Source organism: Pedobacter sp. NJ-S-72 (assembly GCF_053890575.1).
Genome location: NZ_CM132681.1, coordinates 5,279,851 through 5,294,961 on the forward strand (window position 1 = coordinate 5,279,851; position 15,111 = coordinate 5,294,961).

Genomic DNA, 15,111 nt, shown 5'->3' on the forward strand with positions numbered 1-15,111 from the left:
CCTAAACCAACCTAACCAACCACTATGAAGCTTAAATCTTTTTTCACGCTTTCTGCCCTTACCATGAGCGCTGCCACTTACGCTCAGGAAACGACATCATCATCGCCGCTGCAGATTTCGGGGTCGGCCGATGTCTATTACAAATATGATTTCTCTAAGAAGCCGAACATTGGGACGAGCTTTGCGAATGATCAGAATTCAGTATCAATCGGAATGATTGACCTGGCCCTAAAGAAAACTACAGGAAAGGCCTCTTTCGTAGGAGAATTATCTTTTGGCCCGAGGGGACAATACGGCTCAATACCCAATGGGGAAGGAGAGGCTGGAAATGCTGATAACTCTTTTCATATTCAGAACTTATATATGTCTTATGCCGTAACTAATAAGTTAGCACTGACCGCTGGATATATGAGACGTACGTTTATTGGTTATGAGGTGATTGTCCCAACGGGTAATTTTAATTATTCTACTTCGTACCTGTTTACAAGCGGGCCTTTTCAGAATGCGGGAATAAGAGCTAACTATACCTTTTCTCCGAAAATCGCTTTGATGGTGGGCTTGTTTAATGATTGGAACGCTTATAAAGATGTAAATGGGGTTACGCATTTCGGAGCTCAACTGACTGTGGTTCCTGTTGAAGGATGGACTGCTTATCTGAATTTGCTGACTGGAAGAGCTGCGGGTGCCACAGGAACAGGGTCGATTTATGACCTGACTACTTCCTATCAGGTAACTGAGAAAGTTAAAATCGGGCTGAATGCTGCTGATTACTCTGTAACTAATGATAACGGCGGTTATAGTGGTGCTGCGCTTTATTTGCAAAATGCTTTTACCACAAACTTTTCTTTAGGGCTGAGGGGTGAGTATTTTAAGACTAAGGATATTCCTGATCTGAAAGGTTCGAATGTTAAATCGATCACTTTAACGGCTAACTTAAAAGCAGGCGGACTGACGTTTATTCCTGAGGTCAGATTTGATAATGGCTCTACGGCAAGATTTGTTAAAAATAATCTTGATCCTACAAAAAATGCTTCTCAATTTTCATTAGCTGCTGTATATGCATTTTAGATTCAACTATAACCACGAAATGTATCAGGCCTTATGGCCTGGTGCCTTTCTATTTTTTTTATTCTTGCTGCTGATCGTCTCAGGCGCATTTGCCCAGGGTAAAAAAGAGCTCAAAGAATTACAAAAGGATGAAAGCGGGAAGTATATCTATTATGAAGTAGTTCCTCAAATCCCTGTGTCTGCTGATTCTCTGTACTTGAGGGCGAAAGCATTCTTTAAGCAAAAAAAGATGGCTCCTTTTTCGGTTGATAGTGTCGCATTAGAGAAGCAGGGTAAATTTGTAATTAGTAAAACTGCATTTGTATTATCACATCCCAGCGGCGAGGTGTTATATAATTTCAGGTTTGAAATTAAAGGGGGCGATATATAGGTTCTGGTTAACAAATTTCTTGTTTATTCCCTATCAAAGGGATCGCTATGGTAATTTTGTCCCTTCAACTGTTAAAGGAATACCATTAGAGAAAAGCCCGGGCAAATTAAATGCGGGAGAGTGGTCTTCTTACGTAAGTGACGCGGGCAGACAATCGGCCGCCCTTGCTGCCGAGTTCAAAGAATATCTGTCTGCATCGCAACAAGCCAAACCGCTTAATAAAACCCAATTTACGATTTCTACTAAAAGCTGGTAAGCCCGTTTTGCTAATGAACCATTTTATCTGCACAGGTTGAGCTGGCAAAAGCCTCTGGTTTAGCTTTGAAAATAAACCCCATGCTTAGAATATATCCCATAGCCTCGTTCAATGCTTTGTTAGATTTGAACATCGGATTGGTGTTAATGTCTGCATGTACTTCAAGATCTACATCATATAAGTCCAGCAAGTCACATACAGCATAGGCTGTTTCTATGGATTTCTGTACTTCAATCAGCATTCTTTCTTTGATACTCATTTGTTGCGTTGTTTTCTCCTGATGGATGTACATAAACCCGCCATGCTGTTCTCTCAATAAAACAATCACGGTAGCAAAATCTGTGTAAGCACCTTTAACCTGCGAATCTGTACCAACGCATACTTTAAGATGATAGCCATTTTGGGTTTCTCTGATGATGGCTTTTTCTACTTCTTCTAAAATCGGCAAGTGGATTACTTCGCCATTGAATTTTTTCCAGGTCATACGTTATAGGTGTTAGATTAACAACCCGTATTCAGGTTTCCTAAAATTAAGGTGATTATGTTAAAGATACGTTAATTATTTGTTGTTTAATTACTAACAATCAGATAGTTGTCAACAGTGGTCAGGTTATTTTGTTCATACTTGTAATTTCTTTATTACATAAAAATTAAAACAATATGTAAGAAATCATGTTAATTAAGCTATAACATGGTGAATAAAACAATTATAGTTTCAAACAGATACCCGTAAAAAAAAATAGTAGAAGAGAATGGGGAATACCTACTGAGCCCAAGTGAAGGAGGTCTCGCCACCGGTTTAGGATCGGTATATAAAAAAGGAAATAACATTTGGGTAGGATGGCCTGGAATAGAGGTTCCTGAAGAAAGACAGCAGGAAGTTACCGATAAGCTTGCTGAATTAAATCTGATACCGGTATTTTTAACTCCCGATGAAATCAATCTTTATTACGAGGGGTTCTCCAATGAAGTGTTATGGCCTGTTTTTCATTATATGGTCACCTATGCGCATTTCGAACAAACTTACTGGGACTTTTATCAAAGTGTAAATGAAAAGTTCAAAGATGTAGTTACTGCAAATCTTAATGAAGGAGATACAGTCTGGGTACATGATTACCAGCTTTTATTACTTCCTGAATTAATCAGGGCTTCACAGCCTCATGTCATCATTGGTTTCTTTCAGCATATCCCTTTTCCTTCTTATGAGATGTTTCGTCTTGTTTCGTCTTATTCCCTGGAGAGAGAATTGATTAGCGGAATGTTCGGGGCTGATTTACTTGGTTTCCATACATTCGATGATGTAAGGCACTTCCTGAGTGCAGCTTCGCGTTTATCTACTGCGAAAGTATCAAATAACGTAATCAATTATAAAGACAGGCAGATTGTTGTAGAAGCCTTTCCTATGGGAATTGATGCAGGAAAATTTGAGGACCTGACTCATGATCCGGTTGTGGCTGAACATGTGGCGTCTCTTAAAGAGACGATGCACGGTTGTAAGGTGATTTTAACTATTGACAGACTTGATTATAGCAAAGGGATATTACAACGTTTACAGGCTTATGAATTATTGCTGGCAACTCATCCTGAGTATATAGAGCAGTTATCATTGTATATGATTGTTGTCCCTTCAAGAGATACCGTCGCTCAGTATAAAGAATTAAAAGATCAGATTGATCAGCTGGTTGGGAATATCAATGCACATTTCAGAACATTAAATTGGGTACCTGTACATTATTTCTATCGTTCTTCTTTCCCTATAGAGTTTTTATCAGCATTATATTATACCGCCGATATTTGCCTGGTTACGCCAATGCGTGATGGGATGAACCTGGTCAGTAAAGAATATGTGGCCAGCAGAGCAGATAATACCGGGGTGCTCATTTTAAGTGAAATGGCAGGTGCCTCGAAAGAATTGAATGATGCGCTGATTGTAAATCCTAATAATATAGGTGATGTCATGCGGGCAATTGTTACTGCGTTAAATATGCCGGCCACGGAGCAGAAAAGAAGGATGTCTGTCATGAGGCAGATTGTGAAGAAATTTGATATACACCTTTGGGTCAAGAATTTTATGGATAAGCTAGATGAAGTCAAACATATGCAAGAATCATTGTTAACTAAACACGCTGTTAAAGCAATAAGAGAACAGATTGGGGCGGATTATGCGAAAGCCACAGACAGATATGTATTTCTGGATTATGACGGTACTCTTGTCGGTTTTAACGGAGATATAGATAAGGCTTCGCCGGATGAAGAGTTATATCGTATACTCCAGGCTTTAGCTGCAGATCCTGCAAATAGTGTAGTTATTGTCAGCGGGCGCAGGCATGAGACATTGGAAGAATGGTTTGGGCATTTGAAACTTGGTTTAATAGCTGAACATGGCGCATGGCAGAAGCATGATCAGCAAGAATGGAAGTCTCTGCCTTTACTGACTGATAAGTGGAAACAGGAAATAAGAACGGTACTTGATGCTTATACTGACCGTACTCCGGGCTCCTTCACGGAAGAGAAAAGTTATTCATTGGTTTGGCATTACCGTAAGGCAGAAGAGGGCCTGGGGGAGCTCAGAGCGAATGAAATCATCAGTCACCTGGCAGCAACTGTCGCTGATCATGGTTTGCAGATGATGCCTGGCAATAAAGTGATTGAATTTAAAAATGTTGAGGTTAATAAAGGTAAAGCTACTTTAGCCTGGTTATATGATCATCATCCTGATTTTATTATCGCATTGGGCGATGACCATACAGATGAAGATATTTTTAAGGCATTAAAACCAGAAGATTATACAATTAAAGTAGGCAGCAATATTTCTGCAGCAAGATATTACCTGAGAGATTTTGTGGAAGTCCGTGAGTTCCTGAAAACATTATCAGCAACATCATAGACCCCCTCAAAATATTTAAGCAAGCCCGTTTCCTATAAGAAAGCGGGCTTGTCTAGTTTAATAGCTATTCTGTGCGCAGCATTCATTAGTCCCACATGACTGTAAGCCTGTGGGAAATTCCCCCATTGACTGCCATCTTTTTCATCTACATCCTCTGCAAAAAGATCAAGGTGGTTACCATAACCAATCAATAATTCAAATTCTCTTACTGCGTCATCTAACCGGCCTACGATGGCCAGCGCTTCCACATACCAGAAAGCACAGATCAGGAACGTTGTTTTAGGTTTACCAAAGTCATCGGTATGACGGTAACGGTAAAACAGGCCGTTTGCTCCTTTAAGTTCTTGTTCCAAAGCAATAAGGTGATCTTTTGCCCGCTGTGAATCGGGATCAAGGTAATTCATTAAGATCAGCTGTAAAGTACTTGCATCCAGATGTGCACTATCAACTGCATGGTTGTAAACTTTTCTCTCAGGATCGTAACAAGCTTCAATATGGGTTGTTGCACGGTCAATCAGCAATCTTGCCCGCTCTTCAAATTCTTTGTTTCCTATAGTTTTAGCCATTTTTAAAGCTGCACTGGCACCTGCCCATTGAAAAAGGTTCGTGTAACAATGCATATTGGCCTGATTTCTGAATTCCCAGATTCCCGCATCCTTTTCATCTATTGTACTTTCAATCTTACTCAATAAGTAATCAAGCCAGATTGCAGAATCTTTACGTTCGCTAAAAACAAACCTGTTATCTGTATATAAAGGCAGCATAGAGATTAATACCTGTCCATAAATATCATTCTGAATATGTTCATAGGCCTGGTTACCTACACGTACAGGCTGGTTACCCATATAACCTTTCAGGTTAGTTAGTCAGAATACGCTCTGTAAGGACACGCTCACCAGCTATCCCAAAGAGTGGCTGATATCGTTTGTCATCCCGGAAAGAAATATCTGTGATATAGTTAAAATACCTTTCCATTTCTTCAAAATGGCCAATATGGTTTAATGAGGTGATCACGTAGTAAGTATCCCTCATCCAGCAGTAGCGGTAATCCCAGTTACGTGTGCTTCCCGGAGATTCTGGTAAGCTGGTTGTACTGGCAGCAATAATTGCCCCTGTGTCTTCGTATTGATGGATTTTCAGGACTAATGCCGAACGGATAACCAGCGACTGATGAAATCCTGCGATGGTAGAATGTTTGATCCACGTTCTCCAGTATTTCCTGGTCTCTGTAAGAAATCGCTCTGCAGTACTCTCAATAGGGGCATCCAGATCGTGTCCGTAAGTAAGAATAAGGTATTTAGTATCGTTCAGTGCAAAGTGTTTTTCATCCTCAATGTATGAAAGTGAGATGTTCGTACTTAACTGCATATCATTTTCAGCTCCGGTAAACTGGATATGGTTACTGCCTCTTGAACCTTGCTGTTTTCCTTCTCCATAATTAAAGACAGGATTACAGGCTACTTTAATTCTTGGATTACCCTCAAGCGGTTCAATCTTACGGATTAACATTAATGGTTTATAGAATCGTTCATGCTGATAAAATCTTGGTGCGAAATCGGTAATCCGGTATTTTCCTTCTTCATTACTGATTACAGTACATAGAATATTGGTATTTTCCATATAGTACTGTTCGGAGGTGTATTCTCCATGAGGAAGGATAGAAAACTCTCCGCCCTGTTCCTGATCAAGCAATCCGCCAAAGACGAATGAGCTATCGAATCTTGGCCAGCATAACCAATCAATATTAGTGTTTTTGTTGATGTGCGCAAGAAAGGCACAGTTTCCAATTATTCCTGTCTGATAGGTATGTCTGTCCATTAAATGTGTGTTTTATTATATTATTATTGTGTTTGATATTAATAGAAATAAACAAACTTTTATACTATTTGTTGACATAAAGAAATTATGTATATTTATAAGAGCGATGATGATACTATTGTACGATTGCCGGTCGTTAAATAATTAAAAACCGAATCCTCATTTAAAGCCTTTAAAGATGAAAACAGAACTGTTGAATGAATTCTTCTTACTGCAACAAAGCAGGTCTAATGCTAAATATCTTGATATTCTGGAGGAGAGGATCTATTCCCCAATTCAGAAGGCTAACAATAAAGTCACTTCCTGGATGACTAAGAGGGGAATGATGTTGATGAAGCTGGAAAAAAATGCACAGCTGCGGATGAATAAAATCAGAAAGAAATTCCTAAAATATTAGACCATTCCCTTTTGCGCTAATCTTTGCTTAATTCCGTTATCTTTGCTGCATGATGGTAGAAAAGGTATTGGGTAATTTAAAAAAAATCGCTTCTTTGAATGAAATGCAGCTGGCAGCAATTGCCGCTACAGATAAAGGAAAGGATGTAGTTTTGCTTGCGCCAACAGGTTCTGGTAAAACTCTTGGCTTCTTATTGCCAGTTTTAAAAAATTTAAATGCTGCTACAAAAGGGGTACAAGCGTTGGTATTGGTTCCTTCAAGGGAGCTTGCTTTACAGATTGAGCAGGTATTTAAACAAATGGGTACTGGTTTCAAAGTTAACTGCTGCTATGGCGGTCACCCGGTGAAAACTGAGAAAAACAACTTTGAACAACCTCCTGCTGTGCTTATTGGTACACCTGGAAGGATTGCTTATCACCTGAGAAAAGAAAACTTTGATGAATCATCTATTACCACTTTGATACTGGATGAATTTGACAAAGCCCTTGAGTTTGGGTTTCAGGAAGACATGGCTTATATTATTGGTAACCTGCGTTCCTTAAAACAACGTATGCTTACTTCTGCAACACAGATGGAAGCTATTCCTGATTTTACCGGCCTTAAGTCTTCTGTAGAAATCAATTTCCTGAAAGATGTTAAGGTTGCACCGGATTTGAAAAAAAAAAGGTAATGACTACCGCAGAAGATAAACTGGATACTTTATTTGAACTGATCTGTAAAATAGGAAATAAAAACTACCCTTCTTTTCTGTAATCACAGAGAAACGGTTGATCGTATCAGTGACTTGCTTATTGATAAGGATCTTGCACATGATATCTTTCATGGTGGAATGGAGCAGGATGAAAGAGAACGTGCTTTACTGAAATTCAGAAATGGAAGTATTAAAATATTAATCACTACCGATCTGGCTTCGCGCGGACTTGATATTCCGGAAGTAGAATATATCATTCACTACCAGTTACCTTATACAGAAGATGCATTCTTGCATAGAAATGGCCGTACAGCACGTATGAATGCTAAAGGAACAGCTTATCTGATGATGACTGAAGAAGACAAGTATCCTTTTTTGAAAAGTGATATTGAAATCGAAAAATTAAAAGGTAATTATCAGTTGCCAAAAGATAGCCAGTGGCAGACTTTATATATCGCTGCGGGTAAAAAAGATAAGGTGAACAAGATTGATATCGTTGGTTTACTGCTTAAAAAAGGTGGATTAGAGAAGGATGATGTTGGATTGATAGAGGTAAAAGATACGAGTTCATATGTGGCCATCAAACGCAATATGGTTAATAAGGTTCTTGCAGCTCTGGCCAACGAGAAAATAAAAAATAAGAAAGTAAAGATAGAAGTAGCGATGTAATTATGAGCAACAACGACATTTTAAAAAAACTCCGCGTAGCGCTTGAGTTGAATAATGAAGATATTATTAAAATCCTTGAACTGGTAAACTTTAAGGTAACTAAAAGTGAACTGGGTTCGTTTTTCAGAAGTGAAGATCATCCTAATTTTAAACCATGCGGTGATCAGATCCTGCGTAATTTCCTCAATGGATTAGTAATCTTTAAAAGAGGTCCGAGAGTTGAGAAATTGACTCCTCCAGCAATCGATTAAAGGCTTTTAATTGCAAAATCCCGGGAATTCTCCTGTATTTTTGAAATTGGGTTAATTTACTCGAACAAACAGTTATACTTGTGAAAAGAAGGCTTAATATTGCCTTCTCACAAGGATTGCATTTTTGAAAATGGCCAATAGGATTGCATGACGAATGATTAGATTTTTAAAATTTACTGGAAATTCAGGTCATTTAAAATGTATAATTTTATTCCATGCCTTTATGTTTCTTTGTTCCTATGCTGCTTTTGCACAAACGCCGCATAGACTGACAGGAACTGTAATAGATTCATTGAAAGATGTAGTGTCCGGAGCTGATGTTTTTATCATTGCAGATAAAGACACGCTCTCTACGGTCACCAATACCCACGGAAGATTCATTTTTTCAGGTTTTAAAGCTGATAAGATCTCTCTGCTCGTTATGAGTGTGGGTTTCAAACCATATACCAAATCTTTTCAATTTAAACAGGGGCAGCAGAATCTGGATCTGGATATGATCGTCCTTGACCTGGAATCTAACCTGCTTAACGAGGTTGTGATCAATGGAATGGAGGGATAAACCTATAAAAATAAAGAAAGACACAATTGAATACAATGCTTCTTTTTACCAGGTTTCTGAAAATGACAGGGTAGAAGATTTATTGAGGCAGTTGCCTGGTATAGAGGTCGATGAGCACGGTAATACCACTACAATGGGGCGGCCATTGCAGAAATTAAGAGTAAATGGCGAAGATTTTTTTACCAGTAATGTAAAAGATTTCATCAGTCAGCTTCCCGCAAGTGTAGTAGATAAAGTGGAAATCATTAATGATTATGGGGATGAAGCTAATTTTACAGGCATGAAAACCGGAGAACCCCAGAAAATGTTGAACCTGGTCACAAAGGCCGGACAAAATAAGGGGACTTTCGGAAATATTCTGGTTAGCGGAGGTACAAATAAGCGTTATGGCCTGCAGGGGAATGGAAATATATGGGATGGCAGTCAGCAGATTGGGTTTAGCAGCAGCTCAAATAATACGAATAATGAAGCAGGTGTGAATACTACTGCAACAGCAGGTGTTAATTACAGGGACAAGTTATCAAATGAGGTTACGGCCAGCGCAGGCTATAATTATAGTTATAATAAAAAATCTCTCACAACAGCAGAATTCGACTGAAACTATAACCACAGAAGGCACGATTAAGAATAAATCGGAATCGGCCGCTAAATCGGAAGATAATAATCATAATATTAATTTTAATATCCAGTCAATAGCGAATAAGAGCTATTTTCAAGCCTCTTTGGGTGCTTCTCTGGCAACGAAAAACAGAGACGGAAGCATTGGTTCCAAACAAACCGGACTGATCATGCAGGATCTGCAAAATGGGAGCGGATCATATGTGAAGACACCTAATCTGAATGGTAATTTTGTATGGGCAAGGAGCATGGAGAAACCTGGCAGAAGTATGGCGGCAGGGGTGGTTGTGAGTAGTGGAATCAACCAGATTAATGATGATTTGCGCAATAAAATCAGTTATTATGATCAAGGGGAATTGGTGAAAGACTCTCTCTGGTTAACCGGTTTGTAGATACCGAGAACAGAACAAATACAATTACTGCTGACTTTAGATATAGTGAGCCTTTAAATTCTTCCAGCGACTCATTGGTTAAAAGAAACATAGATTTCTCTTATTTCTTTTCTCTGAGCAAAACCAGGAATAGTTTGTATACAAAAATCGATAATAGCATTGGTAAGACTAGTGTAGTAGATTCGCTGAGTTCTATATATTCATCTGCATTTATGTTTCAGCGTTTTGCAGTAAGTTATCGTTATCAGGCTGAACGTCTCAATTATAGTTTTGGTGTAACTGCTCAACCAAGTCTGCTAACCGGCCAATATGCTGGTAACGAAAATCGGATCAGCCACTTCGAACTTAACGTTTCACCAATTGTGAATTTAAGCTATAATCTGTCCAATTGGGACAATGTGGCTTTCGTGTATACCGGAAGTAGTACTGCTCCTGATTTTTATCAGCTTCAGCCTGTACCGAATATCAGTAATATATCAATGTTATTATTGGTAATCCAAATCTGAAATCTAGTTTTACCCATTCAGGAAATCTTAGTTACCAGCATACCGATGAACAAAATGGGTCTACCCTGCAACTTGCATTAAACGGATCTGTGGTGGAAGATCAGGTGGTCAGTAATGTGGTGTTGTTAAAAGATACACTGAACAGCTTAAAGCAGGAAACGCACTATGCAAATGCAAATGGTGCCTATTTAATAGGGAGTATGTATTCTTATGCTGTGCCCTTTGCGAAGAATAAATTCAGTGCGGAATTCAGAGGTACATTTGATTATATCAATATGATCTCTTATACTAATAATGATCTGAATCAGAATAGAAATATCAATTTTTCGCAGACCATGAAATTAAGAATGAGTCAGCGCCGCCTAACTTTATCTACTTCTGCAACCTATACTTATAGCAGTAACCGTTATTCTATTGAATTGCTGAAATTGAGAAATATTGAAACCTGGCAATTTAACTGGAGTGGCCGTGCCTGCCTTTGTGGATAAAAACTTTTCACTGAGTGCGGATGTCTCCAAGAAGATTAATTCTGGTTATTCACTTGCGATAGCGAATCCATTGCTGATTAATCTGAGTCTGGAGAAGATCCTGTTTAAGAATAGACAGGGAACGATCTCTTTGCAGGCTTATGATTTATTGAACCAGGGAAATAACCTGGTTAGAAGTATATCTGATAATTCGATTACTGATAGTCGGTATAATCAAATTACCAGATATTTCCTCGTTAGTTTTAATTATCGCTTACAGAATTTCGGCCATAAAAAAGCTAAGTAAACAGCTTGTTGTTAGCTTAATTTTTTATATCTGATTCTGTGCGGAGTTACATCTCCTAAGCGTTTCTTGCGGTTCTCTTCGTAATCACTGTAGTTCCCTTCAAAGAAGTAAACTTGTGAATTACCTTCGAATGCCAGAATATGTGTACAAATACGGTCTAAGAACCATCTATCGTGACTGATGACTACTGCACAACAACACCAAAGTTTTCCAATGCTTCTTCTAGTGCACGTAAAGTATTTACGTCAATATCATTGGTTGGCTCATCCAGCAGTAAAACATTCGCTCCTTTTTTCAAGGTGATTGCAAGGTGTACCCTGTTACGTTCTCCACCTGATAGTATACCTACTTTCTTCTGCTGATCACCACCGTTAAAGTTGAACTTCGAGACATAAGCACGTCCGCTTACTGATTTGTTACCTAACATAATGTTATCAAGTCCGTCAGTAATGTTTTCGTAAACTGTTTTGTTCCCGTCAAGGTCATTGTGCATTTGATCCACATAACCTAATGCTACAGTTTCACCTACTCTGAAAGTTCCTTCATCTGGTGTTTCCTGCTCAGTAATTAAACGGAAAAGGGTAGTTTTACCAGCTCCGTTAGGACCTACAATACCTACAATTCCCGCTGGAGGAAGAGAGAAACTCAGGTTTTCAAAAAGTATTTTATCTCCGTACGATTTAGTTACGTTATTGGCTTCTATAACTACATTACATTACCCAACCTTGGACCAGCTGGGATAAATAGCTCCAGTTTGTCCTCTCTTTCTTTAGAATCCTCTGAGGCCAGTTTATCATAATTTGATAAACGTGCTTTAGATTTAGCATGTCTGGCTTTTGGTGCCATACGAACCCATTCCAGCTCACGCTCTAATGTTTTCTGACGTTTACTTTCAGTTTTCTCTTCTTGTGATAAACGTTTAGCTTTCTGATCTAACCATGAAGAGTAATTACCTTTCCATGGAATACCTTCTCCACGATCAAGTTCAAGAATCCATCCGGCAACATTATCAAGGAAGTATCTATCGTGGGTAACTGCTATTACTGTTCCTTTATAATCTTTCAGGAATTGCTCCAGCCAGTCGATACTTTCTGCATCAAGGTGATTGGTTGGCTCATCCAGTAATAAAACGTCTGGTTCCTGTAATAACAAACGGCACATAGCTACACGACGACGCTCACCTCCTGATAAAACACCAATTTTAGTGTCAGGATCAGGATCAGGGCAGCGTAAAGCATCCATCGCACGTTCCAGTTTATTGTCCAGTTCCCAGGCATTTACTGCATCGATTTTATCCTGCAGTTCACCTTGTTTAGTCATCAGTTTATCCATTGCATCAGCATCTTCATAAACTTCTGGTAATCCGAACTGCTCATTGATCGATTCGTATTCTTTTAAGATAGCAGTAATCTCTGCAACACCTTCTTCTACAACTTCACGAACAGTTTTGTTCTCATCCAGCTCTGGTTCCTGTGCAAGATAACCAACGGTATAACCTGGTGAAAATACAACCTCACCCTGAAATGCTTTGTCGATACCTGCAATAATTTTTAATACAGATGACTTACCCGATCCGTTAAGACCAATAACACCAATTTTGGCTCCGTAGAAAAATGAAAGGTATATGTTTTTTAATACTTGTTTTTGAGGGGGGTAAATCTTATTTACTCCCGCCATTGAGAAGATTATTTTTTCGTCTGACATAATTGGGGTTTAATATTTTATGCCTTTAAAAGGCTTTCTTATTTATTGTTAAATCTCTGATTGGTTTCTCTGTCCTTATTTTAGATAGAGCTCACAAAGATAAGCAAGGTAAACCCATTAAAAAATTGTTTGTCAGATATAAGGTCGAATTTTGCGATAAACCTGAAATAAGAATGAATTCAATATAGGAAGGAGTATAAAGTTACTGTGGAGACTTTTTAGTCAATTCCTTTAATTTCTGAATAAGTAACGGGGATGATGGTCTTTCTGCGATTTTGGGCAAGGGCTTCAATAATTTTGCTGGTATTGATTTTCCAGTCATCATCACCTATTTTATCAAAGGGTATAATGATATCTTCTTTTGTATTGATTTCAAGCATAATATAAAATGAGTGTTATGGGCAAGAATAGCTGTTGAAAACGAAGGTTTTTAATCTTTGCTATACAAAACAATGATAATTGAAATATATCATATAATACTTGTTGCCCGCACTTATTGTTTGAGGAAAATATTAAATAATGAAATGCTCATTTTAAGCTTTGGAAAAAGAAGGCATAAAGGAAGGGATTGTATTAAGATGGGGACAGTGACTGTCCCCTAAAAGCTCATATTGTATGTTTTTTTGCTATTCTGCCCGGGGTACATCTTCCAGACGATAATATACTTTTAACCCTCTTTCTGTTGCAATTCTTACATCTTCGTCAGCTCCTTTTGAAGCACCATCCAGACGAAGCACAGCATCACACTTTAAAAGTAAACGATGTGCTACTGGATATAAAATCTCTTCATAGGCTGGATCACCTGGTTTTGTGGAGCCGGCAAGATGAAGCAGAGGTAAGGCAACCCATTCACCAATCATTGGAATGTGCCCTAATCTAAATAAAGGAAGAGCTGCCGCTTCTAATCTGATTAGATTTTGCTGCATTAATTTAGGATCGTCATTTGTACCGCTGCGGTAAGGCCCTGCTATAAGTATTAACATATCTTTTTTTTTATTTCTACAAAACAAGGGAACAAAATCTCTGAAAAAAATAAAGTAGTTTAAGAAATCATAAGTTTGTCTTTTAATCACTTCTTGTGTTTATTTCCTCTGATCATACTTAGAAATTCTGGAGTAATGCCCAAATAGGACGCTATTTGTTTTTGAGTAACCTGCCTGACTACCTGCGGATATTTATTCAGGAATATATTATACCGCTGCTCTGCCGAAAGCGACAGGTTTTCTATAGTCCTCAGCTGTTCTCTGATATATGCGTTTTGGAAAATTACCCTGAAGAATCTTTCAAATTTGGGTATTTTGTTATATAACTGATCAAGATCTGCTTTTGATAGCTGAAAAATGATACTTTCTTCTACTGCTTCAATGGTCAGCATCGCTGGCTGTTGATTGATGAAACAAAACATGTCTGTTATCCACCAATCGGTAACAGCAAACATAATAGTTGATTCTTTGCCGGCTTTGTCCAGGTAATACGCTCTCAATGTACCAGAATGCACAAAATTGATATACTTACTTACAGATTTCCTCTCCCTTGAGTATGAATTCCTTTTTTTGGACCTTCTTTTGTTTTAAGAATGATGTGAAACAGTCTGCTTCCTCTTTATCGAGTGAAATATGTTTGGCAATATTTTTTAGAATAAGCTCAGGTATCATCATATCAATTGAAGGATCTGTCTCTGGAATAATTTCTTCTCCAAGAATAGGTAAAATTTTTAGAGATTTGATGCGTTAAATATATATCAACGCCTATTTATGGAGCAGTACATCTACGAAGATGAATATCGTGGTCAAAAAAGAAAATTTTTAATACTATCAGTAGCGGATGGCTCAGGTTACAGGGTGTTTTTAGAAGATAAATTTATTGGGTTAATTAGTCCTGTGATCAGTGATGAAGCTATAATCTGGCAAACAGAATATAATATGCTAAAACCTATTGTCAAAAAAATAGGGGAGTGGATTGAAAATTCTAAAGATGACTGCCATTTTGTTGCTTTTAAATTATAATAACTAAAAATGACAGGTGGTTTGTGGCATAATAATCATTACATTTTAGGGACAATTCTCCCAAAATAAGGATGATCAGTTTCTCTAATGATTATTTAAACTACTTTAGAACATATTTTATTTTTCTAATACAAATAAAATAATA

The 15,111-nt window shown here is 38.1% G+C and carries 19 protein-coding genes and 2 pseudogenes; 15 read left to right on the plus strand and 6 right to left on the minus strand.

All coding sequences use genetic code 11. The annotated features are described in order from the left end of the window. The first annotated feature begins 24 nt into the window (after positions 1-24). From ACWYN3_RS34755 to ACWYN3_RS34765, 3 genes are read left to right on the plus strand one after another with little or no spacing between them, the layout of a single operon-like run. Positions 25-1,068, plus strand: coding sequence for an outer membrane beta-barrel protein (locus ACWYN3_RS34755; protein ID WP_456218298.1), 1,044 nt, complete (start codon positions 25-27; stop codon positions 1,066-1,068). Between the two features lie 19 nt (positions 1,069-1,087). Beyond that, positions 1,088-1,438: a hypothetical protein gene (locus tag ACWYN3_RS34760; protein ID WP_456218299.1), complete on the plus strand. Its 351-nt coding sequence runs from the start codon at positions 1,088-1,090 to the stop codon at positions 1,436-1,438. Between the two features lie 19 nt (positions 1,439-1,457). After that, the gene (locus tag ACWYN3_RS34765; protein ID WP_456218300.1) at positions 1,458-1,694 is read left to right on the plus strand and encodes a hypothetical protein; all 237 of its coding nucleotides are present in this window, start codon (positions 1,458-1,460) and stop codon (positions 1,692-1,694) included. Between the two features lie 10 nt (positions 1,695-1,704). Here the strand turns inward: ACWYN3_RS34765 and ACWYN3_RS34770 are convergent, their stop codons facing one another. Continuing rightward, complete coding sequence (locus ACWYN3_RS34770) at positions 1,705-2,178, minus strand: ribonuclease H-like YkuK family protein (RefSeq protein WP_456218301.1); 474 nt, start codon at positions 2,176-2,178, stop codon at positions 1,705-1,707. Between the two features lie 255 nt (positions 2,179-2,433). Here ACWYN3_RS34770 and ACWYN3_RS34775 point away from each other — a divergent pair, with 255 nt between their 5' ends. Beyond that, positions 2,434-4,581, plus strand: coding sequence for a bifunctional alpha,alpha-trehalose-phosphate synthase (UDP-forming)/trehalose-phosphatase (locus ACWYN3_RS34775; RefSeq protein ID WP_456223258.1), 2,148 nt, complete (start codon positions 2,434-2,436; stop codon positions 4,579-4,581). A gap of 32 nt (positions 4,582-4,613) precedes the next feature. Here ACWYN3_RS34775 and ACWYN3_RS34780 read toward each other — a convergent pair. After that, positions 4,614-6,399: pseudogene (locus ACWYN3_RS34780) on the minus strand (glycoside hydrolase family 15 protein). A 178-nt stretch (positions 6,400-6,577) separates the two neighbouring features. On the opposite strand from ACWYN3_RS34780, the gene ACWYN3_RS34785 reads away from it, so the two are divergent. The 10 genes from ACWYN3_RS34785 (at position 6,578) to ACWYN3_RS34830 (ending at position 11,256) form a co-directional block, all read left to right on the plus strand. Continuing rightward, a complete protein-coding gene (locus tag ACWYN3_RS34785; protein ID WP_456218302.1) occupies positions 6,578-6,796 on the plus strand; it encodes a hypothetical protein in 219 nt (72 codons plus the stop codon). A 49-nt stretch (positions 6,797-6,845) separates the two neighbouring features. After that, a complete protein-coding gene (locus tag ACWYN3_RS34790) occupies positions 6,846-7,466 on the plus strand; it encodes a DEAD/DEAH box helicase family protein (protein WP_456218303.1) in 621 nt (206 codons plus the stop codon). Positions 7,467-7,523: 57 nt separating this feature from the next. Then, positions 7,524-8,156, plus strand: a complete 633-nt coding sequence (locus ACWYN3_RS34795) for a helicase-related protein (protein ID WP_456223259.1) — start codon at positions 7,524-7,526, stop codon at positions 8,154-8,156. Between the two features lie 2 nt (positions 8,157-8,158). Continuing rightward, positions 8,159-8,407, plus strand: coding sequence for a DUF1456 family protein (locus ACWYN3_RS34800; RefSeq protein WP_456218304.1), 249 nt, complete (start codon positions 8,159-8,161; stop codon positions 8,405-8,407). Between the two features lie 223 nt (positions 8,408-8,630). Continuing rightward, positions 8,631-8,966, plus strand: a complete 336-nt coding sequence (locus tag ACWYN3_RS34805) for a carboxypeptidase-like regulatory domain-containing protein (protein WP_456218305.1) — start codon at positions 8,631-8,633, stop codon at positions 8,964-8,966. Further along, a complete protein-coding gene (locus ACWYN3_RS34810) occupies positions 8,950-9,564 on the plus strand; it encodes a hypothetical protein (RefSeq protein WP_456218306.1) in 615 nt (204 codons plus the stop codon). Before ACWYN3_RS34805 ends, ACWYN3_RS34810 begins: the two co-directional genes overlap by 17 nt. A 124-nt stretch (positions 9,565-9,688) precedes the next feature. Next, positions 9,689-9,976 carry a hypothetical protein gene (locus ACWYN3_RS34815; RefSeq protein ID WP_456218307.1) on the plus strand — a complete coding sequence of 96 codons (288 nt, stop codon included), beginning with the start codon at positions 9,689-9,691 and terminating at the stop codon, positions 9,974-9,976. A 74-nt stretch (positions 9,977-10,050) separates the two neighbouring features. Then, positions 10,051-10,482, plus strand: coding sequence for a hypothetical protein (locus ACWYN3_RS34820; protein ID WP_456218308.1), 432 nt, complete (start codon positions 10,051-10,053; stop codon positions 10,480-10,482). A 92-nt stretch (positions 10,483-10,574) separates the two neighbouring features. Further along, complete coding sequence (locus ACWYN3_RS34825) at positions 10,575-10,970, plus strand: hypothetical protein (protein WP_456218309.1); 396 nt, start codon at positions 10,575-10,577, stop codon at positions 10,968-10,970. Beyond that, positions 10,945-11,256 carry a hypothetical protein gene (locus ACWYN3_RS34830; protein WP_456218310.1) on the plus strand — a complete coding sequence of 104 codons (312 nt, stop codon included), beginning with the start codon at positions 10,945-10,947 and terminating at the stop codon, positions 11,254-11,256. The genes ACWYN3_RS34825 and ACWYN3_RS34830 overlap by 26 nt, the downstream gene beginning before the upstream one ends. An 11-nt stretch (positions 11,257-11,267) precedes the next feature. Here the strand turns inward: ACWYN3_RS34830 and ettA are convergent. The 4 genes and pseudogenes from ettA to ACWYN3_RS34850 form a co-directional block, all read right to left on the minus strand. Next, positions 11,268-12,960: pseudogene (gene ettA / locus ACWYN3_RS34835) on the minus strand (energy-dependent translational throttle protein EttA). Positions 12,961-13,178: 218 nt separating this feature from the next. After that, on the minus strand, positions 13,179-13,340 hold the full coding sequence (locus ACWYN3_RS34840; RefSeq protein ID WP_456218311.1) for a hypothetical protein: 162 nt from the start codon (positions 13,338-13,340) through the stop codon (positions 13,179-13,181). 246 nt (positions 13,341-13,586) lie between these two features. Further along, complete coding sequence (locus ACWYN3_RS34845; protein WP_456218312.1) at positions 13,587-13,943, minus strand: DUF4406 domain-containing protein; 357 nt, start codon at positions 13,941-13,943, stop codon at positions 13,587-13,589. An 86-nt stretch (positions 13,944-14,029) separates the two neighbouring features. Beyond that, positions 14,030-14,458: a Crp/Fnr family transcriptional regulator gene (locus tag ACWYN3_RS34850; RefSeq protein ID WP_456218313.1), complete on the minus strand. Its 429-nt coding sequence runs from the start codon at positions 14,456-14,458 to the stop codon at positions 14,030-14,032. Positions 14,459-14,714: 256 nt separating this feature from the next. On the opposite strand from ACWYN3_RS34850, the gene ACWYN3_RS34855 reads away from it, so the two are divergent. Next, the gene (locus tag ACWYN3_RS34855; RefSeq protein ID WP_456218314.1) at positions 14,715-14,966 is read left to right on the plus strand and encodes a hypothetical protein; all 252 of its coding nucleotides are present in this window, start codon (positions 14,715-14,717) and stop codon (positions 14,964-14,966) included. Positions 14,967-15,111 lie beyond the last annotated feature (145 nt).